This is a genomic window from Ferrigenium kumadai (assembly GCF_018324385.1).
Lineage (GTDB): Bacteria > Pseudomonadota > Gammaproteobacteria > Burkholderiales > Gallionellaceae > Gallionella > Gallionella kumadai.
Map to the genome: position 1 here is coordinate 213,299 of NZ_AP019536.1, position 22,407 is coordinate 235,705.

General features: G+C 61.7%; 23 protein-coding genes. 12 read left to right on the forward strand and 11 right to left on the reverse strand.

The features are described from left to right. Window position 1 precedes the first annotated feature (1 nt). On the forward strand, window positions 2-1,198 hold the full coding sequence (locus FGKAn22_RS00940; protein ID WP_246487423.1) for an efflux RND transporter periplasmic adaptor subunit: 1,197 nt from the start codon (window positions 2-4) through the stop codon (window positions 1,196-1,198). A gap of 74 nt (window positions 1,199-1,272) precedes the next feature. Further along, a complete protein-coding gene (locus tag FGKAn22_RS00945; protein WP_212786131.1) occupies window positions 1,273-1,605 on the forward strand; it encodes a hypothetical protein in 333 nt (110 codons plus the stop codon). 9 nt (window positions 1,606-1,614) lie between these two features. Here the strand turns inward: FGKAn22_RS00945 and FGKAn22_RS00950 are convergent, their stop codons facing one another. After that, window positions 1,615-2,379 (reverse strand): 3',5'-cyclic-nucleotide phosphodiesterase, encoded by a 765-nt coding sequence (locus tag FGKAn22_RS00950; protein WP_212786132.1) that lies wholly within the window; start codon window positions 2,377-2,379, stop codon window positions 1,615-1,617. Window positions 2,380-2,727: 348 nt separating this feature from the next. On the opposite strand from FGKAn22_RS00950, the gene FGKAn22_RS00955 reads away from it, so the two are divergent. From FGKAn22_RS00955 to FGKAn22_RS00970, 4 genes are all read left to right on the forward strand, one after another. After that, entirely contained in the window at window positions 2,728-2,940 is a 213-nt protein-coding gene (locus tag FGKAn22_RS00955) for a hypothetical protein (RefSeq protein ID WP_212786133.1), read from the forward strand. Between the two features lie 125 nt (window positions 2,941-3,065). Further along, window positions 3,066-3,836, forward strand: a complete 771-nt coding sequence (locus FGKAn22_RS00960) for an oxygen-binding di-iron domain-containing protein (RefSeq protein ID WP_212786134.1) — start codon at window positions 3,066-3,068, stop codon at window positions 3,834-3,836. Further along, window positions 3,837-6,020, forward strand: a complete 2,184-nt coding sequence (locus FGKAn22_RS00965; RefSeq protein ID WP_212786135.1) for a putative bifunctional diguanylate cyclase/phosphodiesterase — start codon at window positions 3,837-3,839, stop codon at window positions 6,018-6,020. A 206-nt stretch (window positions 6,021-6,226) separates the two neighbouring features. Beyond that, entirely contained in the window at window positions 6,227-7,465 is a 1,239-nt protein-coding gene (locus FGKAn22_RS00970; RefSeq protein ID WP_212786136.1) for a cation:proton antiporter, read from the forward strand. Window positions 7,466-7,472: 7 nt separating this feature from the next. On the opposite strand, the gene FGKAn22_RS00975 is transcribed toward FGKAn22_RS00970, so the two are convergent. From FGKAn22_RS00975 to FGKAn22_RS00985, 3 genes are all read right to left on the reverse strand, one after another. Then, on the reverse strand, window positions 7,473-8,219 hold the full coding sequence (locus tag FGKAn22_RS00975) for a HesA/MoeB/ThiF family protein (RefSeq protein ID WP_212786137.1): 747 nt from the start codon (window positions 8,217-8,219) through the stop codon (window positions 7,473-7,475). A 128-nt stretch (window positions 8,220-8,347) separates the two neighbouring features. Further along, window positions 8,348-9,514: a porin gene (locus FGKAn22_RS00980; protein WP_212786138.1), complete on the reverse strand. Its 1,167-nt coding sequence runs from the start codon at window positions 9,512-9,514 to the stop codon at window positions 8,348-8,350. Between the two features lie 341 nt (window positions 9,515-9,855). Then, entirely contained in the window at window positions 9,856-11,007 is a 1,152-nt protein-coding gene (locus FGKAn22_RS00985) for a porin (protein WP_212786139.1), read from the reverse strand. Between the two features lie 263 nt (window positions 11,008-11,270). On the opposite strand from FGKAn22_RS00985, the gene FGKAn22_RS00990 reads away from it, so the two are divergent. The 3 genes from FGKAn22_RS00990 to FGKAn22_RS01000 are packed head-to-tail and all read left to right on the forward strand — an operon-like array spanning window position 11,271 to window position 14,986. Further along, on the forward strand, window positions 11,271-13,199 hold the full coding sequence (locus FGKAn22_RS00990; RefSeq protein ID WP_212786140.1) for a lytic transglycosylase domain-containing protein: 1,929 nt from the start codon (window positions 11,271-11,273) through the stop codon (window positions 13,197-13,199). Further along, window positions 13,189-14,412, forward strand: a complete 1,224-nt coding sequence (locus tag FGKAn22_RS00995; RefSeq protein ID WP_212786141.1) for a multifunctional CCA addition/repair protein — start codon at window positions 13,189-13,191, stop codon at window positions 14,410-14,412. The genes FGKAn22_RS00990 and FGKAn22_RS00995 overlap by 11 nt, the downstream gene beginning before the upstream one ends. Beyond that, window positions 14,396-14,986 carry a uracil-DNA glycosylase family protein gene (locus tag FGKAn22_RS01000; RefSeq protein ID WP_212786142.1) on the forward strand — a complete coding sequence of 197 codons (591 nt, stop codon included), beginning with the start codon at window positions 14,396-14,398 and terminating at the stop codon, window positions 14,984-14,986. Before FGKAn22_RS00995 ends, FGKAn22_RS01000 begins: the two co-directional genes overlap by 17 nt. Here the strand turns inward: FGKAn22_RS01000 and FGKAn22_RS01005 are convergent. Then, window positions 14,981-16,135 (reverse strand): class I SAM-dependent methyltransferase, encoded by a 1,155-nt coding sequence (locus FGKAn22_RS01005; protein ID WP_212786143.1) that lies wholly within the window; start codon window positions 16,133-16,135, stop codon window positions 14,981-14,983. The two genes, FGKAn22_RS01000 and FGKAn22_RS01005, sit on opposite strands and share 6 nt — an antisense overlap. 44 nt (window positions 16,136-16,179) lie before the next feature. Here FGKAn22_RS01005 and FGKAn22_RS01010 point away from each other — a divergent pair, with 44 nt between their 5' ends. The 3 genes from FGKAn22_RS01010 (at window position 16,180) to FGKAn22_RS01020 (ending at window position 18,428) form a co-directional block, all read left to right on the forward strand. Then, on the forward strand, window positions 16,180-16,920 hold the full coding sequence (locus FGKAn22_RS01010) for a pteridine reductase (protein WP_212786144.1): 741 nt from the start codon (window positions 16,180-16,182) through the stop codon (window positions 16,918-16,920). A gap of 6 nt (window positions 16,921-16,926) precedes the next feature. Further along, a complete protein-coding gene (gene ttcA / locus FGKAn22_RS01015) occupies window positions 16,927-17,781 on the forward strand; it encodes a tRNA 2-thiocytidine(32) synthetase TtcA (RefSeq protein WP_212786145.1) in 855 nt (284 codons plus the stop codon). A 71-nt stretch (window positions 17,782-17,852) separates the two neighbouring features. Continuing rightward, a complete protein-coding gene (locus tag FGKAn22_RS01020; protein WP_212786146.1) occupies window positions 17,853-18,428 on the forward strand; it encodes a hypothetical protein in 576 nt (191 codons plus the stop codon). Here the strand turns inward: FGKAn22_RS01020 and FGKAn22_RS01025 are convergent. From FGKAn22_RS01025 to FGKAn22_RS01050, 6 genes are all read right to left on the reverse strand, one after another. Next, complete coding sequence (locus FGKAn22_RS01025; protein ID WP_212786147.1) at window positions 18,403-18,858, reverse strand: NanQ anomerase/TabA/YiaL family protein; 456 nt, start codon at window positions 18,856-18,858, stop codon at window positions 18,403-18,405. The genes FGKAn22_RS01020 and FGKAn22_RS01025 overlap by 26 nt on opposite strands. Before the next feature lie 6 nt (window positions 18,859-18,864). Beyond that, a complete protein-coding gene (locus tag FGKAn22_RS01030; protein ID WP_212786148.1) occupies window positions 18,865-19,413 on the reverse strand; it encodes a cytochrome b in 549 nt (182 codons plus the stop codon). Window positions 19,414-19,512: 99 nt separating this feature from the next. Next, window positions 19,513-20,859: a prephenate-dependent tRNA uridine(34) hydroxylase TrhP gene (gene trhP, locus FGKAn22_RS01035; protein ID WP_343214992.1), complete on the reverse strand. Its 1,347-nt coding sequence runs from the start codon at window positions 20,857-20,859 to the stop codon at window positions 19,513-19,515. Next, complete coding sequence (metF, locus tag FGKAn22_RS01040) at window positions 20,856-21,689, reverse strand: methylenetetrahydrofolate reductase [NAD(P)H] (RefSeq protein ID WP_212786149.1); 834 nt, start codon at window positions 21,687-21,689, stop codon at window positions 20,856-20,858. Before metF ends, trhP begins: the two co-directional genes overlap by 4 nt. Further along, window positions 21,686-22,039 (reverse strand): phage holin family protein, encoded by a 354-nt coding sequence (locus FGKAn22_RS01045; RefSeq protein WP_212786150.1) that lies wholly within the window; start codon window positions 22,037-22,039, stop codon window positions 21,686-21,688. The genes metF and FGKAn22_RS01045 overlap by 4 nt, the downstream gene beginning before the upstream one ends. Continuing rightward, window positions 22,036-22,407 carry a TfoX/Sxy family protein gene (locus tag FGKAn22_RS01050; RefSeq protein WP_212786151.1) on the reverse strand — a complete coding sequence of 124 codons (372 nt, stop codon included), beginning with the start codon at window positions 22,405-22,407 and terminating at the stop codon, window positions 22,036-22,038. The genes FGKAn22_RS01045 and FGKAn22_RS01050 overlap by 4 nt, the downstream gene beginning before the upstream one ends.

The following is a 22,407-nucleotide window of genomic DNA, read 5'->3' on the forward strand; positions in this document are numbered from 1 at the left end:
TATGAAGAACATTGTGCAATGGCGGCGCCGCATCTTCCTTGCCCTGATTGTCGTCCTCGTCGCCGGGGGGCTGTTCTGGGGATTCCGCCCGCAGCCCGTCGAGGTGGACCTCGGTGTCGCTAACCGCGCGCCGTTGCGGGTCACCATCGAGCAGGAAGGCCGCACGCGAGTGGTCGATCGCTACGTGGTCACCGCACCGGTGAGCGGCTATGCACGGCGAGTCCGGCTGGATGTAGGCGATGCGGTCGAACGTGACACCACACTTGTCGAGCTCGAGCCCGTTCGCGCCGAGGTACTGGACATGCGCAGCCGTGCCGAGGCCACTGCCCGCATCGCTGCTGCCGAGTCTGTCGTCAATGCCGCGGAGCAGCGAGCCAACGCCGCCGCGAGCAGCTCCAGCCTGGCGCAAAAAGAGCTCCAGCGCGTGAGCACACTGCGGGCGACAGGGTACGTTTCCGCATCGGCCGAGGACCGGGCTGTCAGCGAGGCCGAGCGCAGTGCGGCGGAACTGCGCTCGGCGCAATTCGCCGTTTCCACGGCACGCCACGAACTCGTGGCCGCCCGCGCAGCGCTGGGATATGCCGCAAGCGGCAGCAACGCAGAAATGGTAGCCATCCACGCCCCCGTGGCCGGGCGGGTGCTCAGGATCCCGCACAAGAGCGAAGGCGCGGTCGCGGCCGGCCAGCCGCTGATCGAGATCGGTGATCCACGTGCGCTGGAAGTCGAGGTGGACGTGTTGTCGGCCGACGCCGTGCGCATCCATCCCGGCACCCGTGTCGTATTCGAGCGCTGGGGCGGTGCGGGCGTACTCGAGGGCGCGGTGCGCGTGGTCGAGCCCGCCGGCTTTACCAAAGTTTCCGCCCTCGGCGTGGAAGAACAGCGCGTCTGGGCTATCGTTTCCTTCACCTCGCCCCCCGCACTATGGCAACACCTCGGCGACGGCTACCGCGTCGAAGCCAGCTTCATCCTGTGGGAGGCCAACGACGTTCTGCAAATCCCCGCCAGCGCTTTGTTCCGCGACGGCAACGGCTGGGCAGCCTTCGTGTTCGAAAAGGGCAAAGCCGTCAAACGCCGCATGGAGATCGGCCAACGCAACGGCCTTAACGCGCAGGTCATCTCCGGCGTCAATGCGGGTGAACAAGTGATCGTCCATCCGGATGATCGGGTGCGGGAGGGCGTACGTGTTGCCGCAAGGTAAACAGATGGTCCGGATGCGAACGTCGTTTTCCTGCGCACAGAGTTATCTGTTCTGAACGCTGTTGGAGGTGATCCATGCGTTATGTTCCCAGTCAGCCGCCGCCGACGCTCACCGGCATCGGCACCCGCGAGGTGCGGGGGGCGATGCGCACCCGCCCCGTGCGCCCGGTGCGTATCCGTGATCATCCGGAGGTGGTCGTCGACCTCGGCGAGAGGCATGAGCCGCTTCCCGCAGCGGCACCGGTGTCCACAGTCGAGCACAGGACCATCCATCCGGAGGAGCGGCGCGTGCTCTGCCGTCGCGTCAGCCATCAGCCGGTGCTGCTCGATCTTCGCACCGGACCTGACCGACGCCGCCACAATCTGCGCGGCACAGACATCACCGAACATATCGACGAGGAAGCCTAGGTTCTTGGGCTAGAGCTCGAACACGTGGCCGCGGCGCAGCACCTGCGGGTGGTATTCACTTGCGGCTTGTAACACTTCGCGCATGGTGACCTCCTCATAGCCCGCCTCCATGTGCACGATGAACAACTCGACCGGGCGTTCCAGCAGGCGCAGCCCCTGCGCCAGCAGGTTCGCCGTGGTGTGTCCGGAACGCGCCGCGCCTGCGGCGTTGTCGTTGCGGAAGGTGGTCTCGATCAGCAGGTGTTTCAGGTTGTCGATGCGGTTCAGCGCCAGCCAGAAATCTTCACATAACGTGGTGTCCGCGCTGTACACCAGACTGGCCTTGCCGCTGTCGATGCGATAGCCGACACAGGGCACGGCGTGCCGCGCAGGCAGCGCGGTGATGCGCCTGCCGCCCAGTTCCACGGTCTCTCCTGCCAGGATGGGGCGGAAGCGGATATAGGGCCGCTCCGGCATGGGCTGCACGGTGTAATCCGGCCACAGTTTGTTGTTGAGCATGTGCTCCTCGAGTGTGGCGATGGTCTCCGGGAGGGCGTACACGGTCAGCGGCGCATCGCGGAAACTGCCGGCGGCATCGGCGAGCATCGGCAGGAGGCCGCAGTGGTCGAGATGCGAGTGGGTGAGGAATACCGTGTCGATGGCGATGGATTGCGCGAGGCTCAGCTCGCCCGCGCCGGTGCCGGCGTCGATCAGGATATCGTCGTCCACCAGGTAGCAGGTGGTGCGCAACTCGCCGGTGATGCTGGCATTGCAACCGAGGGTGGTGATACGCATGGAACCTCCCGGAGTCGAGGATGCTGCTGCGTAAAACGGGTGTCAACGAGTGTCAGTGTTCACGCCTTCATGCTGCACGGCCAGGGCGCCGAAATCAATCACCCGAAATGAGTAGTTGCACTATTGCCAAGCTGCCACTGTGTACGTTCGATTAGGTATTTTGTCGTATTGTTCAGGCGGTATCCGGGCGTTAAGGTGGCGCCTCAAGCAGTTGCCGTATCCCGGGATGCGGCGTTCCCCGGGCAGTTCTGCCCGGCCACAAGTGAATCGATTCCAGTCATGCCCCGACCATTCTTCGCGGATGGGGAGAGGGCATTCGATTGGGATCCCAAATCATAGGAGACGGAAATGAGCGCAGCTACTTCTTTGCCACAACAATCGCAACTGGCCGATGATGCATACCTGAGCCTGACCGCGGCCATCCGGGGCAAAGGCGGCTTTCGATCCGGTATGGATGTTTCGGGCAGGGAAGAATGTGACAGCTCCACCTTCGCCGTTCAGTCCCGGGGGTTCGGCCATCGGGGATCATCCCTGATGGAATATGACCAGCGATACTACTAATAATCAGTGCTAACGGCGGCCGGTTTGTCTAACCGATTTCCGGCCGCAAAATCCCAAGCAAAAAAAAATATGCCCATGCTAGTATCCCACCCATTCACGATTATTATAAGTTTGTGGGAGGCGGCATGCGCAACATCGTCTTGTATGGGGCCGAGGATCACAAATTCGTTCTATTGAACGAGAGTGAGCCGGGCGAAGAAGATGGGATCAGATCCAACCAGTATCTGGTGGTGCATCGCGACTGCGGTGTGATGCTCGATCCCGGCGGCTTCGGCGTGATGCCGCGCGTGCTGGCCGAGATGTTGCGCTATATCTCCCCGGACAAGCTGAAGGGTATCGTTCTGTCCCACCAGGATCCGGATATCGTCGGCGGTATCTCGACCTGGCTGGAGATCTCCGATGCAAGCGTTTACGTGTCGCGCATCTGGACTCGCTTCCTCCCGCATTACGGCATTACCGGCATGCACCGCTTCATCGGCGTGCCGGACGAGGGCATGTCCTACCCGGTCTGCCCGGAGTTCGACCTGCAATTGCTGCCCGCACATTTCCTGCATTCCGAAGGGCAGATCAACGTCTACGATCCGATATCCAAAATTCTCTTCACCGGCGACATAGGTGCAGCCATGCTGCCGATGGACAAGGACTTCGCCTACGTCGACAACTTCAGCGAACACCTGCCTTATATCGAGGAATTCCACCGCCGCTACATGTGTTCCAACAAGGCCGCGCGCATATGGGTCGAGGCGGTTTCCAAACTTGACATCGCCATGCTTGCGCCGCAGCACGGGCCAGTGTATCGAGGCCAGGCGGTGAAAGATTTCCTGGCATGGTTCAAGGAACTGCAGTGCGGGGTCGATCTCATGATTGGAAGCGGGCGTTTTCAGGCGGGGGTGTAAATGACGTTGCCGCTGTCCGTGATCCCGTCGGGCTTGGAAGACCTGCGCTACCAGGGACTGGTGCGCTTTGCAGCACTGCTGGAAAGCCAGACCCGTTCGCGGCTGTTCGCGAAGAACATCGGCGCCCTGGTGCAGAGCGTCAATTCCGAGATCGAGTCCAACCTCAGCGACAGCATCCTCCATCTGGAAAAGACCAGTATCAGTCCTGATGAGAAAGCGCGGCTGATCGACCTGCTGCGGCGCGGTTCCACCCGTTCGTCCCGGCTTGGACAGACCATGGAGCTGTTGCTGAAAGAGCGGGACCGCCAATGGCGCGAGAGCGAAAGCAACCTGCAACAGATCATGCTCGACTTCCGCGGCACGGTCGACAGCCTTGCAAATACCCTGATCGAGAAAGACCTGTTCGAGCGCCAGAGCAACGTGCTGCAGAACATCATCCTGTCCCACGAGAAGGTCGCGCAATGGAAGGTGTTCGTGCAGGAGATCCTGTCCGGCTTCCACGCGATCTTCCCGTTCAATTTCTTCTTCATCGCCTTCGCCGAGGAGCATGGCCTGTCGCTGTTCGTGTACTTCCTTGGCGACTACAGCGAGGAGGTCAAGTCTCTGGTGCGCGAGCAACTGGCGCGCGAGATGCTGGCCAAGCTCAGGCTGCCTGACGATGCGCCGCTGGATATCGAGGAGTTCCAGATACCCGCCGAAGGCAAGTACGATTCCATCGATGACATTAAGATGATCGCGGTCTCGGTGCCGGAACTCGAGATGCTCAACCTCGCCGGCCTGCTCGGCGTCGCCTACGGCTCGTTGCACAAGCTGAGCGCGCAGGAAGCCAGCGTGATCCGTTCCATTCTCGCCGTGATGGTGATGGTGGTCGGTTCGAGCAAGGCGCTGAGCCGCACCATGACTGAGCTGGAATACTACTCGACCCACGATCCGCTGACCGGGTTGCACAACCGCCGCTATTTCAACGAGATGCTCGACTACGAGGCCGGGCGCTCGGAGCGGCACGGCCACGAGTTTTCCATCCTGATGCTGGATCTCGACGACTTCAAGGACATCAACGACACCTACGGCCATCCCTGCGGCGACACCACCCTGATCGGGGTGGCGGATTCGCTGCGTTCGGTGATGCGCAAGGGCGACTTGGCCACACGCATCGGCGGCGACGAGTTCGCCATCATCCTGACCGAGACCGGCAAGGAGGGCGGCATGGTGGTCGCCGAGAAGCTGCGTTCGGAATTGCGCGACGTGGTGTTCGAGGCGCCGGACGGCAAGAGCTTCCACATCACCACCTCGATCGGCATCGTCTCCTATCCGCAGGACGCGCAGACCATCTCCGACCTGATGGCCGGCGTCGACATCGGCCTGTACCGAGCCAAGAAACTCGGGAAGGATACCGTCTGTACCGTGGACCACATGGAGACCCAGATCCAGGAGAGCCGCGTGATCCGCGACCACGCGGAGAAGTTGCGCGACTCGCTGCGCGAAGACCGCATCATGCCGTTCTTCCAGCCCATTATCGATTGCAGGACGGGCAAGGTGTTCGCCTACGAAAGCCTGGCGCGGCTGTGCGAGCCGGACGGGCGCACCGTTTCCGCCGGCATGTTCATCGAGACCATCGAGAAATACGGTTTGGGCAGGGAGCTCGATCGCATCATCATCAGCAAGGCGCTGCGGGCGATGAAGGAGAAGATCGAGCGGGACGATCCCGACATCAAGCTGTTCATCAACCTGTCGGCGCAGGAGATCCAGGGCCGCGGCGTACTCGGCTATGCGGAGCAGCTCTGCCAGGAGATCGGCATCCCGCCGAAGAACATCGTGTTCGAGATCCTCGAACGCGACGCCATCGGCGACATGACGCATATGCGCAAATTCCTTACCGAGTTGCGCAAGAAGGGCTTCTCCTTCGCGCTGGACGATTTCGGCAGCGGCTACAACTCTTTCCATTATCTGCGCGAACTGCATTTCGATTTCGTCAAGCTCGACGGCGCATTCGTCCGGAACGTGCTCAACTCCAAGGTCGACTACGCGCTGGTCAGTAACCTGAGCCGGCTGTGCCAGGACCTGGGCATCCTGATGGTCGCCGAATTCATCGAGTCCAAGGAGATCATGGAAGCGATCCAGGCGATGGGGGTGGACTACGCGCAGGGCTACTACCTCGGCCTGCCTGCCTCGCAGATGGCATAGTCTTCACGCCACCCGGTCGAGTCCAGGCCGGCGAGGATAACGAGGATTAATAGGCATTATTAAAAAAATACGGCTCGGACAGATTGGGATGTGGCAGGCGGCGATCTTTGCTAGCATGCGCGACCGCATGATGTGCGAAGGTTGTATGCATGCACATTCTCGTGCTCGGAATACTTCGAACATTCAACTCTAGAACCAGGAACAACATGGAATCTTCCGCCTCGCTGGAACTCGCCAAACACACGCTACTGATCTTCGGCATCATCCTCGGCATAGGTACCTTCTCCGGCTTGCTGGCGCGCCTGGCGCGCGTGCCCGATGTGGTGGTGTTCCTGCTGGTGGGCATGTTGATCGGTCCGGGCATGCTGGGCTTCGTCGACATCAAGGCGGATTCGACCGTCAACCAGCTGATCCTGATCTTCGGATCGAGCTACATCCTGTTCGACGGGGGCGCATCGATCCGGCTCAAGGTGCTGAAGGAGGTATGGATCACCATCGTGGTGATCGCCACCATCGGCGTATTGATCACCGCAGCCATCACCGGCGCGGCGGCCTATTACTTCCTCGGCGTTCCCGTCATCGTCGCACTGCTGCTGGGCGCGACGCTGGCCTCCACCGATCCGGCCACGCTGGTGCCGGTATTCAAGCAGGTCAAGATCAAGGAACGCGTCGCCCAGACCGTGATGAGCGAGTCTGCCTTCAACGACGCGATGGGTGCCATCGTCACTTTCGCCGTGCTGGGCGTGGCGATGGGGGCGGGCGAGTTTTCCGCCGGCGACGCGCTGATCGATCTGCTCAAGCAGGCATCGTTCGGTATCGTGATCGGCGGCGTGCTCGGCTACCTGGCCGCCTTGCTGATCGCCCACGAGCGCTACAACTTCCTCGCCGAATTCTCCCCCGTGGTCACGCTGATGGCGGTGATCGCGGCATATATGGCTGCGGATGGACTGCAGGCCAGCGGCTTCATGGCGGTGTTCGTATTCGGCATCATGCTGGGCAATGTGGACTCGCTCGGCTTCAAACGCTCGGAAGATGAAAGCCATCAGCTGGAAGACTACGTCATGACCACGGCATTCATCATGCGAATGTTCATTTTCATCCTGCTCGGCACCCAGGTGGACTTCGGCCTGATGAACCAATACCTGTGGGCGGGCGTGGGTATCGTGGTTGTCTTCATGCTGGTGGCGCGCCCGGTCACCGTGTTCCTGTGCGCGCTGCCGGATCGCCGCGCGAAGTGGAGCTTCAAGGAGATGCTGTTCATGTGCTGGACGCGCGAGACCGGCGTGATTCCCGGCGCACTGGCCGGCATGCTGGTCGGCATGAAAGCGCCGGGCGCGCAGATCATCGCCTCGGTCACCTTCATCGCCATCCTGATGACCATCCTGATCCAGGCCACCACCACCAAGTGGCTGGCGAAGAAACTCGACCTGCTGGTCGAGGAATAACCTTCCGTCAGCCCTCGCAGGCGCGGCAGGCGGGGTCCTTGCTCAATGCGCTGCGCATGATGTTCATGTCCAGCGCGTTGATGGTCAGCAGCCTTCCGCTTAGCCCGCGCTCGATCCCCGCCAGCAGTTTGAGCGCCTCCGCCGCCTGCATCGAACCGACGATGCCGACCAGCGGCGCGAACACGCCCGTGGTCGCGCAGCGCAACTCGGTGGCCTGGCTGTCCTCCGGGAACAGGCAGTTGTAGCAGGGTGCTTCCGCATTCCGGTAATCGAATACAGCGACCTGCCCGTCGAACTGGATCGCCGCCCCCGACACCAGCGGCTTGCGCTGTGCGAGGCAGGCTCGGTTGACCGCATAACGCGTGGCGAAGTTGTCGCTGCAATCCAGCACTATGTCGGCCTGCGCGGCCAGCTCATTCAATTGTTCCTCGTCGGCGCGAAGTTGCAGGGCGACGCACTCGACCTCGGGGTTGATGTCGCGCAGCACGGCCTGCGCCGACGCGACCTTTGGCTCGCCGACGGTGGAGGTGCGGTGGATGATCTGGCGCTGCAGGTTGCTGAAGTCCACTGTGTCGTGGTCGCACAGGGTCAGCTTGCCGACTCCGCTGGCGGCGAGATATAGCGCGGCGGGCGAGCCCAGCCCTCCCAGCCCGATGATGAGCACCTTCGCGTCCAGCAGTTTCTGTTGTCCCTCGATGCCGATCTCCGGCAGCAGGATGTGGCGGCCATAGCGCAGCAGTTGTTGGTCGTTCATGTTCTACAATCGGAATGAGCGGCGGATGAATAAGGCGGGAAGAATATCCTGAATGGGCGGAAATAAAAACGGGCACCCGAAGGTGCCCGTCGTTTTCTAAACAATCGCACCCTTGCGGATGCAATCGATTAGAAGGTGTGCTTCATGCCCAGGGAAACAGCGGAAGGCTTGGAGCCTGCGCCGTTGTTGAACACAGCACCATTGCCGATGGAGGCGTTGCCCAAGGTGTATGCACCAGCAGACTTGTTGTTCAGCTGGGTGTACAGGGCGTACACGGTGGTGCGCTTGCTCAGATTGTGGTCGAAGCCCACGGAAATCTGATTAGCTCCGGTGTTGGCGCTAGCAACTGTGCCGCCCATGTTCAGGTTGCCCGCATGGGTGTATGCCAGCTTGACGGCATTGCTGCCGAAGGCGTACTTGCCGGACAGGTAGTAAGCGTTGTGGCCCAGTACGTCCACGCCTGCTGGCAACAGAGCGGTACCCAGAGCAACTTGACCGCCGAAGTCATCGCTGGTCTTTTCGTAAACGCCGTTGATCGTGAAGGCATCGATCGTGTAGCTTGCACCAATCTTCCAAGCAGTTTCCTTGACGGTCTTGGTGAGGCCCACAATGCCAATGCTGCCAGCAGCCGAGCCGATGTTGTGCACTTCATAGCCAGCGTTGATGTTCAGCGGGCCATTGCCGTACAAGCCGGCCAGCGACCATGCGCTGCCCTTGGTTTGAGTTGTAGCAGTTTGGCTTTCAGCGCCGGCCACGTAGGCGATCGCACCGGTGAAGCCGCTCATTGCCGGGCTGATGTAGGCCACGACGTCGGGTTGACGACCGTCAAACGAAGCGCCGCCGCTACCCATGATGGAGCGGTTGTCGGCGATTTGGTCGCCGAACACGTCCATGGCGCGAGTCGCGATCTTGTACGGAGTGTCATGACGGCCCAGCAGGACGGTACCAGCAGTGGTGCTGCTCAGACCGGCGAAGGTGTTGCGGTTAGCCAGGGTTTGAGCCGGGCAAACGCCGGGGGCTGTACATGCGCCGCCGTCAATTTGAATCAGGGTCTCGATTTGCCAGATGGCGGACAGACCGTCGCCCAGGTCCTCGGAACCCTTCAGGCCCAGACGGGAGGTGTTGCTGGAAACCTTGTTGTTGCTGAAGCCTGCAACGCCAGCAGTGTTGTTGCCGGTGCGGGTCATGTCGTAGGACACGTTAGCCACGCCGTACACGGTCACGTTGCTGGTATCGGCGAAAGCCGGAGCGGAAACCGCAGCAGCGATTGCCAACGCGATAATTTTCTTTTGCATTTGAAACTCCTCGTTAGATTTTCCGGTTACATCGGCAGCGAATGTTGCCGATCCCTTGGAGGTTCTCGGTAGCTTGAGGAACCTGAGGGCATTATCCATCGCGATAATGTGGATACAAGGGCAGTTACAATTTCGTTACAAAAGTGTTGTATTTTTGCAACAAACAACCAGTTTCCTTGCAGGGAGCTTACAAGTCGGCGCGGATTGTATTCGAAAAGACCGCATTGGGAGCGGTCACACCATAAATGTAGCTAAGGAGTGAGGTTTGGCTGGTCTATGGGAATTTAAGATAAAAAAGGGCACCCGAAGGTGCCCGCTACTTTCAAACTGACCTACTCAGATTAGAAAGTGTGGTTCATGCCGAACGACCAGGCAGAAGGGGATGCACCCGCACCATTCTGGGTGTTGTTGCCCCCCGTGCCGTTGGTGGACAGGCCGTAGTTCACGGCAGTGCCGTTGGACAGCTTGGTATACAAGGCAAACAGGGTGGTGCGCTTGCTCAGGTTGTGGTCATACCCCAAGGAGAATTGCTTGGCATCGGTGTTTACCGCTGCGCCCAGTTTGCCAACCTTGGTGTAAGCCAGCTTCACCGCGTCGGTGCCGAAGCTGTACTTCCCGGACAGGTAGTATGCGTTGTGGCCGAGGAAGTTGGCGCCTGCGGCACCGAAGTTGTCGTTTGTGCGCTCATAAGCAAAGCCGAGGGTAAAGGCATCGATCGTATAGCCGGCGCCAATCTTCCATGCGGATTCCGTCAAGCCGGCCACATTCAGAGCAGCACCGGGGGCGGCGACAGTGCCCGATCCCACAGAGCCAAGCTTGTGATTTTCGTAGGCCAGGGAGCCGTAGAACGGGGCGGCGTCATACATGCCCGCTACCGACCATGCGTTGCCCTTGATTTGACCCGCAGTGGCGGTTTCCGCGCCGGCAACATAAGCGGCGGCGGCGGTAAAGCCGCTCATCGCCGGGCTGATGTAGGCCAATACGTTGGTCGGGCGCCCGTCGAAGGATGAGCCGACGGACTTGCCATTGGCGGCAAGAGTGGCGGCTGCAATATTGGTCGCGCTAACGCCCCCCATCAATGAACGGTTATCGGCGATCGTGTCTGCGAACATATCCAACTTGCGGGTAGCCAGCTTGTAGGGGGTGTCGTGACGGCCCATCAGTACGGTGCCCGCGCTTTCATTCTTCAGGCCGGCGAAGGTGTTGCGAGTAGCCAGGGTGTTCGCACCGGTGTCGATATCGATCTGTTGTTCGATCTGCCAGATGGCGGCCAGGCCGTCGCCCAGGTCTTCGGAACCCTTCAGGCCGAGGCGAGAGGTATTGCTCGACACCTTGTTCGCGCTGACGCCAGCTGTGCCGGCAGCATTTGCCCCGGTATTGACCAAGTCGAACGAGACACGAGCTTGGCCGTAAATGGTGACATTGCTGTTGTCAGCGAAAGCCGGTGCGGAAACCGCAGCAGCGATTGCCAGTGCGATGATTTTCTTTTGCATGTAAAACTCCTTGGGTTTATGTACGTCTTCAGCACATGCTGCAGACTGCGGAAAGTTCACGAGGAGAACTTCGGAGGCGGATTATCCGGAACGAAAAGTGCGAAACAAGGCGAGGGCTGCAGATTTAACGAAAGATTCATAAACCGTGTTGTTTGCGCAACAAGCAAGGTTTTGTCATCGTTTTGCAATGATTTTCCGCTATGGCGGAAGGCGAGTGGGGGCGGTGTGCTATGCTCCAGCGCAGTTGTTACGTTGATGATTCCATGAAGTACATTGTTTCCCTTTTGCTGCTGGTGGCCCTGCCCGCATGGGCCGATCAGGACGCGGATTTTCTTGCCGCGCGCGACGCATTCCGCGCGGGCGATGCGGCCAAGCTGGAGCGGTTCGCGCAGCGTCTGAATAAAACGCCGCTGGAGGTGTATGCCGGCTATTACCAGTTGCGCCTCGATCTGGAACATGCCGATCCGAAGCGGGTAAAGGACTTTCTCTCGCGCCCGGAAGACAGTCCGGTGATCGACCGCATGCGAGGCGAATGGCTCAAGTCGCTGGGTAACAAGCAGCAATGGGCGCTGTTCGATGCGGAATATCCGCGCCTGCTCAACGAGGATGCCGAGCTGACCTGTTATGCCCTGCAATCGCGCCGCCGCAGCGACGAGCAGGGCGCGCTGCGCGAGGCGCGCGGTCTGTGGTTCAGCGGCAAGGGACAGCCGGATAGCTGCGGACCGTTGTTCGATGCGGCTATCGCTGCGGGCATCATCGGCGAGCAGGACATCTGGCAGCGGTTGCGCCTGACGCTGGAGGCGGGCAACGTGTCGCTTGCAAAGCTGTTGGCCGCACGTCTGGTCGGCAGCTATGCGATATCCCCTGCGGCGCTGGACAGTGCGGCGGGGGATGCGGACCGCTATCTCGAGAACGTGAATCTGGCGAATGCGGGCGAAGGGCAGCGCGCCGTCGCGCTGTTCGCCCTGCAGCGCCTGGCGAAACAATCGCCCGATCTCGCCGCCACCCGCTGGGAAAAGCTTGCGGCCTCGTTCCCTCTGGCGGAACAGCAGTATTTCTACGGCTGGCTGGGGTATGAGGCTGCGCGCAAGCAGGACGCGCGCGCGCTGCAGTGGTTCAGGCTGGCGGCGAATATATCGCTCAGCGAGCAGCAGGCGGCATGGCGGGTGCGCGCCGCGTTGCGCGCACAGGACTGGGCCGAGGTGCTGGCGGGTGTGAACGCGATGAGCCAACAGCAACAGCGCGATGCAGCCTGGCAATACTGGAAGGCGCGGGCGCTGATGGCTTTGGGCAAGCCTGCCGACGGGAGGAATCTGCTCGCGCCGCTGAGCCGCGAATATCATTTTTACGGACAGCTGGCTGGAGAGGAGATGGCCGCAACGCCGCTGCTCAGCGAGAACAAGCCGGCCTACAAGCCAAGCGATCAGGACATCAACGCGATGCTGGCGCTGCCCGGCATCCAGCGTACGCTGGCGCTGTACCGCATGGAGTTGCGCGGCGAGGCGATGAAGGAGTGGAGCTGGGCACTGCGCAATTTCAATGACCAGGAGTTGCTCACTGCGGCCGAGATCGCACGTCGCAACGAGATGTACGACCGCGCCATCGGCGCGGCGGAAAAGACGGTGGCCGTGCACGACTTCAGCCTGCGCTACCTCGCGCCTTACCGCGATGCCTTGCAGTCGCACATCCGCGAATTCGGGCTGGAAGAGGCCTGGGTGTACGGCCTGATGCGGCAGGAGAGCCGCTTCGTCACGGCAGCGAAATCGAACGTCGGCGCGGCCGGGCTGATGCAGATCATGCCCAGCACGGCGCGCTGGGTGGCGCACAAGCTGGGGCTGAAGGACTACCGCCAGTCGCTGATCCACCAGCTCGACACCAATCTCAAGCTTGGCACCTATTACATGAAGACCGTGCTGTCCTGGTTCGACGACAGCCCGGTGCTGGCCTCGGCGGCCTACAATGCCGGACCTGGGCGGGCGCGACAGTGGCGCGCCGAGGTGCCGCTGGAAGGCGCGATCTACGCCGAGACCATTCCCTTCGACGAGACGCGCGATTACGTGAAAAAAGTGATGAGCAACACCGTTTATTACGCCCGGCAGTTCGGCGCGCCGCCACGCTCGCTCAAGCAGCGCATGGGGATCGTCGCGGGCAAGACGACGGAGAACCAGCAAGCCATACCCGATGAGAAATGAGCCAGAAATCTATTGCGTAGGCGGCGCGGTGCGCGACCGCCTGCTCGGTTTGCCGGTACAAGACCACGACTGGGTGGTGGTCGGCTGCACGCCGGAAGCAATGATGGCGCGCGGCTTCCAGCCGGTGGGCAAGGACTTCCCCGTGTTTCTGCATCCCAGGACCCATGAGGAATACGCGCTGGCGCGCACCGAGCGCAAGACCGCGCCGGGCTACAAGGGCTTTGTCGTCCACGCCGCGCCGGACGTCACGCTGGAGCAGGACCTGCTGCGCCGCGATTTCACCATCAACGCCATCGCACAGGATGCGGACGGCAACCTCGTCGATCCCTACGGAGGGCAGGCCGACCTGAAGGCGGGCGTGCTGCGCCACGTCAGCGCGGCATTCGGCGAGGACCCGGTGCGCATCCTGCGCGGCGCGCGCTTCGCGGCGCGCTTCGGTTTCTCCATTGCGCCCGAGACGCTGGCGTTGATGCGAGCTATGGTGGCCAACGGCGAAGTCGATGCGCTGGTGCCCGAACGCGTCTGGCAGGAGCTGGCGCGCGGCCTGATGGAGAAAACACCGTCTCGCTTCTTCGAGACACTGCGCGACTGCGGGGCGCTGGCGAAGATATTGCCCGAGGTGGATGCGCTGTTTGGCGTGCCGCAGCCGGAAAAACATCATCCCGAAATCGATTGCGGCATCCACACGCTGATGGTGGTGGATGATGCGGCCCGTAGCGGTTATGCATTGGAAGTGCGCTTCGCCGCGCTGATGCATGACCTCGGCAAGGCAACGACGCCGAAAGACATCCTTCCCCGCCACATCGGCCACGAGGCGCGCAGCGTAGAGCTGTTGCAACCGATGTGCGAACGCTTGCGAGTGCCCGCCGATTGCCGCGACCTCGCGCTGCTGGCGGCGCGCTATCATGGCGATGTGCACCGCGCGAAAGAGCTGCGCGCCGACACCATTGTCAAACTGTTCCAGTCGGCGGATGCCTGGCGCAGGCCGGAACGCTTCGCGCAGCTGTTGCAGGCCTGTGCCTCTGATGCGCGCGGGCGCGTCGGCCACGAGGACGACGCCTACCCGCAGGCGGAGTATCTGTTAAGTGCTTTGCAGGCGGCGCAGTCGGTGGATGCAGGCCGGATCGCGCAACAGTGCGCGGACAAGAGCCAGATTCCCGAGCGTGTGCGGCTGGCGCGCGTGGCGGCGGTGGAGCATGCCATCCAAGGCTGAAAAGCTGGAGGCGCTGCTGCGCGAGGTGCGGGCCTGCGACGTGTGCGCCGACCACCTGCCGTTCCCGCCCAAACCCATCCTGCGCGCGAGCGTCACGGCGAAGATACTGATCGTCGGCCAGGCCCCGGGCCGGCGAGTGCACGAGACCGGCATTCCGTGGAACGACCCGTCCGGCGACCGCCTGCGCGACTGGATGCAGGTGTCGCGCGACACCTTTTATGACGAGAAGCGCATCGCCATCATTCCCACTGGGCTGTGCTATCCCGGTACCGGCAAGAGCGGCGACCTGCCGCCATGCGCGGAATGCGCGCCGCTGTGGCATCCGCGCCTGCGCGCGGCGCTGCCCAACATCCGCCTGACCCTGCTGGTCGGCAACTATGCGCAGGCGTATTACCTCGGCGACCGCGCGCAGAAGACGCTGACCGAGACCGTGCGCCATTACCGCGATTACTTGCCGGAATTCCTGCCGCTGCCGCACCCCAGCTGGCACAATCAGGCATGGCTGAAGCGCAATCAGTGGTTCGCGGAAGAGGTGCTGCCGCTATTGCGCGCGAAGGTCTCCGAGTTGTTATAGCGAGCGCGTCAGGTCGCCGCGCAGGAAACCGCAAAGCGGCGCATCGATGCCCTTGCCCAGCGCGATTACCTTGAACAGCTCGCCCATCTCCGCCGGGCTGGTGAGTTTCTGCAGTTGCGCCGACAGCGGCAGGTAGTCGCGCAGGTTCTCCGGCGGGACATCCTGCATCAGCTCGGCGATGCCGCAATTGATCAGGAAGAAGGCTTGCGAGGTGTAGCCCAGCAGTTCCAGCCCCGCGTCGATGCCGCATTCTGCGACGTCGGTGAAATTCACGTGCGCGGTGATGTCCTGCAGGCCGGGCAGATAGAGCGGATCGTCGTGCGCATGGTGGCGGTAATGGCACATCAGCGTGCCGCTGCTGCGTTGCGGGTGGTAGAACTCGCGCGCGCCGAAACCGTAGTCGACGAACAGCAGCGCGCCGCGCTGCAGGCGCTGCGCGAGGCTGTTGATCAGGCCTCGCTCGGCGAGGCAGACCTCGCTGACATAATCGTCCGGCACCCCGATCTGCTGCGCCGCCTGCAGCAATGCGGCATCGCCGATGGGGCGTTCCTGCCAGACGAATTGTTCTCCACTCACTGAGACGCCGCGTTCGGCGATGGCGCTGTCCTGCCAGTGCACCAGATGCACCGGCAGCGCGTCCAGCACTTCGTTGGCGACCACCGCGCCGCTGAAGGTCGCGGGCAGTTCATCCAGCCAGCGCACGCGTCCGGACAAGTGCGGCAAGCGTTCGCGCAGCAAGGCCTGCTGGCGCTCGCGCAAGTCTGCACTCACCTCGAGGATGGAATAACTCTCCGGCAGGCTGCCGAGACGTTCGAGCTCGGCCAGCATGTCCGCCGCGAGCTTGCCGCTGCCCGCGCCCAGTTCCATGACATGCGACGCGCTCTGCACCATGATCTCGGCGACCTGGCGCGCGATGGTGCGACCGAACAGCGGCGAGAGCTCAGGAGCGGTGACGAAGTCGCCTGCCTCACCGAACTTGGAGGAGCCCGCCGTGTAATAGCCCAGTCCCGGCGCATACAGCGCCAGCTCCATGTAGCGGGAGAACGGGATCCAGCCGCCCTGTGCGGCGATGTCGCGGCGGATGTATTCGGACAGTTGTGCGCTATGGCGGGCGGCTTCCGGGCCGGGGGCGGGTAAAGGTGTGGGCATGGTCGGGTATAATTCGAAGTTGCGGGAGTTTAGTGGAGAGTGCGATGCAAGGCAAAGTAGTGCTGGTGACCGGAGGGGCAAAGCGCGTCGGCGCGGCGGTCTGCCGCCGTCTGCATGCTGCCGGTGCAACGCTTGCCGTGCATTACCGCAGCTCCATGCAGCAGGCGCTGGACTTGCGGGACGAACTGAACGCGCTACGTCCGGACAGTGTCGCCGTGTTCCAGGCCGACTTGCTCGACGTGGCGACATTGCCACAACTGGTGCACGAGGTCATCGAAAAGTTCGGGCGGCTGGACGGGCTGGTCAACAACGCTTCCAGCTTCTACGCCACGCCGCTTGCCGGGATCGACGAGGGGCAATGGCAAGACCTGCTCGGCACCAACCTCAAGGCGCCGCTGTTCCTCGCGCAGGCGGCGGCGGACGAATTGCGCCGCCGTCACGGTGCGATCGTGAACATCGCGGACATCCATGCGGAACGGCCGATGCAGGGGCATCTGCTGTACAGCGTCGCCAAGGCGGGGCTGGTGGCCTTGACCAAGGGCTTGGCGCAGGAGATGGCGCCGCAGGTGCGCGTCAATGCCGTCGCGCCCGGGGTCATCATCTGGCCGGAGGACTCGGACTGGGGCGACGAGGATCGCCGCCGCAAGATCGTGGCGCACACGCTGCTCAAACGCGAAGGCGAGCCGGACGACATCGCGCGCACCGTGCGTTTTTTATTGAACGACTCGCCCTACATCACCGGGCAGGTCATCGCGGTCGACGGCGGCCGCACCGTCAACATCTGAGATCACATGAACGATATCGTACAACCCATCCATTTCGAGCATCACTCCACCAACTTCAACCGCCTGAAGGGCCGGTTGGAGCACATGGTGGGCAAGGCCATCGGCGACTTCAACATGATCGAGGAGGGCGACACGGTGATGGTGTGTCTGAGCGGCGGCAAGGACTCCTATACCCTGCTCGATATCCTGCTGACGTTGCGCAAGCGCGCGCCGATCGACTTCAAGGTCGTGGCGATGAACCTTGACCAGAAGCAGCCCGGCTTTCCCGCCGACGTATTGCCGAACTACCTGAAATCCATCGGTGTCGATTTCCACATCGAGACGCAGGACACCTACTCCATCGTCAAGGAGAAGATCCCCGAGGGCAAGACCACCTGCTCGCTGTGCTCGCGCCTGCGCCGCGGCATCATCTACAAGGTTGCGGGCGAGCTGGGCGCGAACAAGATCGCGCTGGGGCACCACCGTGACGACATGGTGGAGACATTGTTCCTGAACATGTTCTTCGGTGGCAAGCTGAAGGCGATGCCGCCCAAGCTGGTCACCGACAAGGGCGACCATGTGGTGATCCGTCCGCTGGCCTATTGCGCCGAGAAGGACATCGCCCGCTACGCGCGCGGCATGGAGTTTCCCATCATCCCGTGCAACCTGTGCGGCTCGCAGGAGAACCTGCAGCGCCAGAACATCAAGGAGATGCTGCATCAGTGGGAGAGCCAGTATCCGGGGCGGACCCAGACCATCTTCACCGCGATGCAGAACGTCAAGCCGTCGCACCTGCTCGATGGCAGCCTTTTCGATTTCAAGGGCATCAGGGTCGGCGATGCCGTGGCAGAAGGGGATATCGCTTTCGATCTCGGAGAATAATCCCCAGCGATTGTCCGGTTGATGGATTGGCGGTAGCATGATCGGACGAATGTTGCTTGGGGATGCGCATCATGAACCGCAAACAGAAGGTCGCATTGTGGGTGGGGCTGGCCAATCTCGCGCTGATCTTGCTTTTCCCGCCCTTTGATTCCTTCCCGTTCACCGATCCCGGCGCACTTATCTTCTCGGGTTTTCAGTTCGCTTTCGGCAGCGAAAGTAACGAAGTCATCAACCGTGACGTGCTGTTCCTCGAGATCGTGGTGGTGCTGGTGAATGTCGGCATCGCCTGGTTGCTGTTGCGCGACGCCAAGCACATTCTTGTTACCCGGCATCGTCTCAATTATCAGAATGCCATCCTGCTGATGGTTGCGGCCAATCTCACGGTAATTCTGCTGTTCCCGCCGTTCGAATATTTCTACGCTCTCACCAATGCGGTGCTGCCGACCTTCCAGGGGTTCTACTTCATTTTTTCCGCCGGGCCGATGCTTGCCATCGTCACGCCGATACTTTATATCGAAGTGATGTTCGTTCTGTTCAACGGCGCGGTGCTATGGCTGTTGTTCCGGGATAAGAAGGAGAAGGAGCTGACGCCGCAGGAAGCCATCGCGCTGATGCGCGAACTCAGCCGCGAGCAGTCGCGATCTTGAAGATCACCTTGCGAATGTCGCCGCTGGCGACCAGCGGCGCGTGCGCATCCTCCGGGAAGAAGATGCAGAACGCGCCGGGTGGCGTGGCGACCCACGACGCGGGCGCATCGCGGAAAAATTGGATGTCCTTCTCGGGACTGTAATCGCTCACCGGCTCGTGGCAATCCGCCAGCGGCATCCAGCCCATCTCATCCGTGCCTTCCAGCACCAGCTGGATATCGATGTACTTGCGGTGGCATTCCAGCTTTGCCGCTTCGCGTGTGCGTCCCGGAACATGCTCCACGATGGCGAACAGATCGTCCCCGACGACGGGATATCGCCCCGGCGCGAGCAACATCAGGTTTGTGTTGCGGATGTATTCGAATGCGCGCGGAAACAGCGGATGCAGTGCGGCATAGCGGTCGGCTTGCGAAAGGCTGGCGAAGATCATGAGTCTCTATTTCCGTTCAGGAAGCATTCGGGTCAGTGTGTTGTCGCGCACGATGTAGTGGTGATACAGGGCTGCTGCGGCATGCAGGCCGATGAGGTAATACCCCGCCGTGCCGACAGTCTCATGTATCTCTTTGAGCTGTTCAGCGAGTCCCTTGTTTTCGCCGACCAGCGCCGGGAGTTCCAGTCCGAAGAACGGGATGGGTTTCCCGGATGCGCTGAGCAGCAGCCAACCGGTCAACGGCATGACTATCATCAGCAGGTAGAGCGCCAGATGCAACAGGTTGGCCGACAGTTGTTGCCAATGTGGCGGTTCCGGCTGGATGCCTGGCGTGGGGCCGGATAGGCGCGCGGCCAGCCGCAGCCAGACCAGCACGAACACCAGCATGCCGAGCATGAAGTGCCAGGCCTTCAATGCCTCGCGGAGGTCACTCCCCTTGGGGTACAACTCACGGAGGTTGATGCTGGCATATACCGCGATGAACAACAGCAGCATCAGCCAGTGGATACTGATGGTAAGCGAGCCGTAACGGATTGTGGTGTTCTTCCAGTTCATCGTTCCTCTCCTTTAAAGGTGGTGTACGGCATGCGGCTGTGCGGGATAGCGCCATACTTCGTTGCGGACTCTACACCGACAAAGAAGAAATTGGCATACCTACAAGAACCTAGCCACCATCCCCTTGGCCAACTCTCCCTGCAACGGTATCTGCACGCGGTGCCCGCTGCCCGGCGCGACGGTGAGCGCTTCGCCTTCGAGGCTCTTCATCTCTTTCACTTCGATGATGGAGTTGCCTGAGGGGTGGATGATCTCCAGTTTGTCACCAACCGAGAACCGGTTCTTCACGTCGATCTCGGCCATGCCGTTCGCGCAAGCCACGATGTCGCCGACGTACTGCTGGCGGAAGCTCTCGGAGTGGCCGCGCATGTAGTTCTGCTGTTCGTGGGTGTGGTGGCGCTCGTAGAAGCCGTCGGTGTAGCCGCGGTTCGCCAAGGCATCCAGCGCCCCCAGCAGCTTCAGGTCGAAGGGGCGGCCTTTGACGGCGTCGTCGATGGCCTGGCGGTACACCTGCGCGGTGCGCGCCACGTAGTAGATGGACTTGGTGCGGCCTTCCACCTTCAGCGAATCCACGCCGATCCTCACCAGTCGCTCGACGTGCTCTACCGCGCGCAGGTCCTTGGAGTTCATGATGTAGGTGCCGTGCTCGTCTTCCAGTACCGGCATCAGTTCACCCGGGTGGTCCTGGCGCGAGATGACATACACACGATCGGCCAGCGGGTGGCGCGGCTGCGAACCGCAGTCGGACAGCGCGCTCTCGCTCAATGCCTTGTCGAAATCGAAGTCGATCTTCTGGATGTCGCCCGTGCCGGTCTCTTCCGCGTTGTCCACCTTGTAGTCCCAGCGGCAGGAGTTGGTGCAGGTGCCCTGGTTCGCGTCGCGGTGGTTGAAGTAGCCGGAGAGCAGGCAGCGTCCGGAATAGGCGATGCATAGCGCGCCGTGGATGAACACTTCGAGTTCGATGTCCGGGCACTGCTGGCGGATCTCTTCGATCTCGTCCAGCGACAGTTCGCGCGACAGGATAACGCGGGTGAGCCCCAGTGATTTCCAGAACTTCACTGCCGCATAGTTGACGGTGTTGGCTTGCACCGACAGATGCACCTGCATCTCTGGCCAGCGCTCGCGTACCATGGCAATGAGGCCGGGATCGGCCATGATCAGCGCGTCCGGCTGCATCTCGATGACCGGCTGCATGTCCGCCATGTAGGTCTTCACCTTGGCGTTGTGCGGCATCAGGTTGCTGGCGACGAACAGCTTCTTGCCCAATGCGTGCGCTTCCTGGATGCCGATGCGCAGCTCTTCCAGCTTGAATTCATTGTTGCGCGCACGCAGGCTGTAGCGCGGCTGACCGGCGTATACCGCGTCCGCCCCGTAGGCGTAAGCGGTACGCATCTTTTCCAGCGTGCCGGCGGGCAGCAGCAGTTCGGGTGCGCGCAACTTGCTCATCGGTAACCCAGACGATTCAGAATTTCCATCGAGGCGTTCGCCTGGTTCAGCGTGTAGAAGTGCAGCCCGGGCGCGCCGCCCGCGATGAGTTTCTCGCACAGCTGGGTGACCACGTCGAGGCCGAAGTTCTGTACCGACTCAACGTCGTCGCCGTATCCTTCCAGCGTCTTGCGCATCCAGCGCGGGATCTCGGCGCCACAGGCATCGGAGAAGCGCGCCAGCTGCGAGAATTTCATGATCGGCATGATGCCCGGCACGATGGGGATGGTGACGCCGAGTTTGCGCGTCTCCTCGACGAAGCGGAAATAGGCGTCGGTGTTGTAGAAATACTGTGTGATGGCGGAGTCGGCGCCTGCCGCGGCCTTGCGCTTGAAGTTGAGCATGTCATCGCGCGCGGAATTCGCCTGCGGGTGGAACTCGGGATAAGCGGCCACTTCGATGTGGAAGTGCTCGCCGGTCTCGGCGCGGATGAAGGACACCAGCTCGTTCGCGTACTGGAACTCGCCGATGCTGCCCATGCCGGACGGCAGGTCGCCCCTGAGCGCCACGATGCGGTTGATGCCCGCATCCTTGTAGGTGTGCAGCAAGGCGCGGATGTTTTCGCGCGTGGAGCCGACGCAGGAGAGGTGAGGAGCGGCGCAGTGCCCTTCCTTCTTGGTCAGCAGCACGGTCTCCAGCGTGCGCTCCTGTGTGGAGCCACCTGCGCCGAAGGTAACGGAAAAGAATTCCGGCTTGAGCAGCGCCAGTTGCTGGCGGGTGGCGGTGAGTTTCGCCATGCCTTCCGGCGTCTGCGGCGGGAAAAATTCAAAACTGATAAGTGGTTTATTCATGACTTCCTCAGAAGTTGAGAGGCGGCGGCAGACATCGCCCACGAAAAGATGCTGTACAAAACAGCGCCGAATACGCCGTACCAGAAGCCGTCCACTACGAAGCCCTTGAGCACCGAACCAACGAACCAGAACAGCAGTCCGTTGATGACGAAGATGAACAGGCCCAGCGTCAGCAGCGTGACCGGCAGGGTCAGCAACAACAGCAGCGGGCGGATCAATGTGTTGACCAGACCAAGGAAGAAAGCGGCGATCATCGCATCGACGAAACTGTCGAGATGGATGCCCGGCACGAAGTTCGCCACGGCCAGCAGGGCCAGCGCGTTCAATACCCAGATCAGCAGTAGTCTCATGTTGCCTTCCTTCCGGTGCGTTTAACGGGTTTCGCGGCGTGCGCTCGCAGTGCCGCGGCATAAGCCGACTGGCACCACTCGCGCATCTCCGCGGGCGACTCGAGGCAAGCCTCGGGCGCCGACCAGTAGGACATCTGCACGGTGCGTACTTTGCTCTCGTAGACGAACGGGCGGCTGCCCGCCCGTTCGAACTGCGCCACGTTGTGCGCATCGGTCTTGAAGTACAACTGGTCCTCCGCGATCAGGGCGAACATCAACCCTTCCCGGTACAGGCCGAAACCGCCGAACATCCTGCGCGCCGACACTGCGGCCCAGCCCGCCATGAGTTCCACGACGTATTCGGCGAACTCGTTGCGGGCGGCGGACAT

Bases quoted from the DNA above. Each gene is read 5' to 3' on its own strand.
- FGKAn22_RS00940 (WP_246487423.1), top strand. From the start codon at position 2: ATGAAGAACATTGTGCAATGGCGGCGCCGCATCTTCCTTGCCCTGATT.
- FGKAn22_RS00945 (WP_212786131.1), top strand. From the start codon at position 1,273: ATGCGTTATGTTCCCAGTCAGCCGCCGCCGACGCTCACCGGCATCGGC.
- FGKAn22_RS00950 (WP_212786132.1), bottom strand. From the start codon at position 2,379: ATGCGTATCACCACCCTCGGTTGCAATGCCAGCATCACCGGCGAGTTG.
- FGKAn22_RS00955 (WP_212786133.1), top strand. From the start codon at position 2,728: ATGAGCGCAGCTACTTCTTTGCCACAACAATCGCAACTGGCCGATGAT.
- FGKAn22_RS00960 (WP_212786134.1), top strand. From the start codon at position 3,066: ATGCGCAACATCGTCTTGTATGGGGCCGAGGATCACAAATTCGTTCTA.
- FGKAn22_RS00965 (WP_212786135.1), top strand. From the start codon at position 3,837: ATGACGTTGCCGCTGTCCGTGATCCCGTCGGGCTTGGAAGACCTGCGC.
- FGKAn22_RS00970 (WP_212786136.1), top strand. From the start codon at position 6,227: ATGGAATCTTCCGCCTCGCTGGAACTCGCCAAACACACGCTACTGATC.
- FGKAn22_RS00975 (WP_212786137.1), bottom strand. From the start codon at position 8,219: ATGAACGACCAACAACTGCTGCGCTATGGCCGCCACATCCTGCTGCCG.
- FGKAn22_RS00980 (WP_212786138.1), bottom strand. From the start codon at position 9,514: ATGCAAAAGAAAATTATCGCGTTGGCAATCGCTGCTGCGGTTTCCGCT.
- FGKAn22_RS00985 (WP_212786139.1), bottom strand. From the start codon at position 11,007: ATGCAAAAGAAAATCATCGCACTGGCAATCGCTGCTGCGGTTTCCGCA.
- FGKAn22_RS00990 (WP_212786140.1), top strand. From the start codon at position 11,271: ATGAAGTACATTGTTTCCCTTTTGCTGCTGGTGGCCCTGCCCGCATGG.
- FGKAn22_RS00995 (WP_212786141.1), top strand. From the start codon at position 13,189: ATGAGAAATGAGCCAGAAATCTATTGCGTAGGCGGCGCGGTGCGCGAC.
- FGKAn22_RS01000 (WP_212786142.1), top strand. From the start codon at position 14,396: ATGCCATCCAAGGCTGAAAAGCTGGAGGCGCTGCTGCGCGAGGTGCGG.
- FGKAn22_RS01005 (WP_212786143.1), bottom strand. From the start codon at position 16,135: ATGCCCACACCTTTACCCGCCCCCGGCCCGGAAGCCGCCCGCCATAGC.
- FGKAn22_RS01010 (WP_212786144.1), top strand. From the start codon at position 16,180: ATGCAAGGCAAAGTAGTGCTGGTGACCGGAGGGGCAAAGCGCGTCGGC.
- ttcA (WP_212786145.1), top strand. From the start codon at position 16,927: ATGAACGATATCGTACAACCCATCCATTTCGAGCATCACTCCACCAAC.
- FGKAn22_RS01020 (WP_212786146.1), top strand. From the start codon at position 17,853: ATGAACCGCAAACAGAAGGTCGCATTGTGGGTGGGGCTGGCCAATCTC.
- FGKAn22_RS01025 (WP_212786147.1), bottom strand. From the start codon at position 18,858: ATGATCTTCGCCAGCCTTTCGCAAGCCGACCGCTATGCCGCACTGCAT.
- FGKAn22_RS01030 (WP_212786148.1), bottom strand. From the start codon at position 19,413: ATGAACTGGAAGAACACCACAATCCGTTACGGCTCGCTTACCATCAGT.
- trhP (WP_343214992.1), bottom strand. From the start codon at position 20,859: ATGAGCAAGTTGCGCGCACCCGAACTGCTGCTGCCCGCCGGCACGCTG.
- metF (WP_212786149.1), bottom strand. From the start codon at position 21,689: ATGAATAAACCACTTATCAGTTTTGAATTTTTCCCGCCGCAGACGCCG.
- FGKAn22_RS01045 (WP_212786150.1), bottom strand. From the start codon at position 22,039: ATGAGACTACTGCTGATCTGGGTATTGAACGCGCTGGCCCTGCTGGCC.
- FGKAn22_RS01050 (WP_212786151.1), bottom strand. From the start codon at position 22,407: ATGTCCGCCGCCCGCAACGAGTTCGCCGAATACGTCGTGGAACTCATG.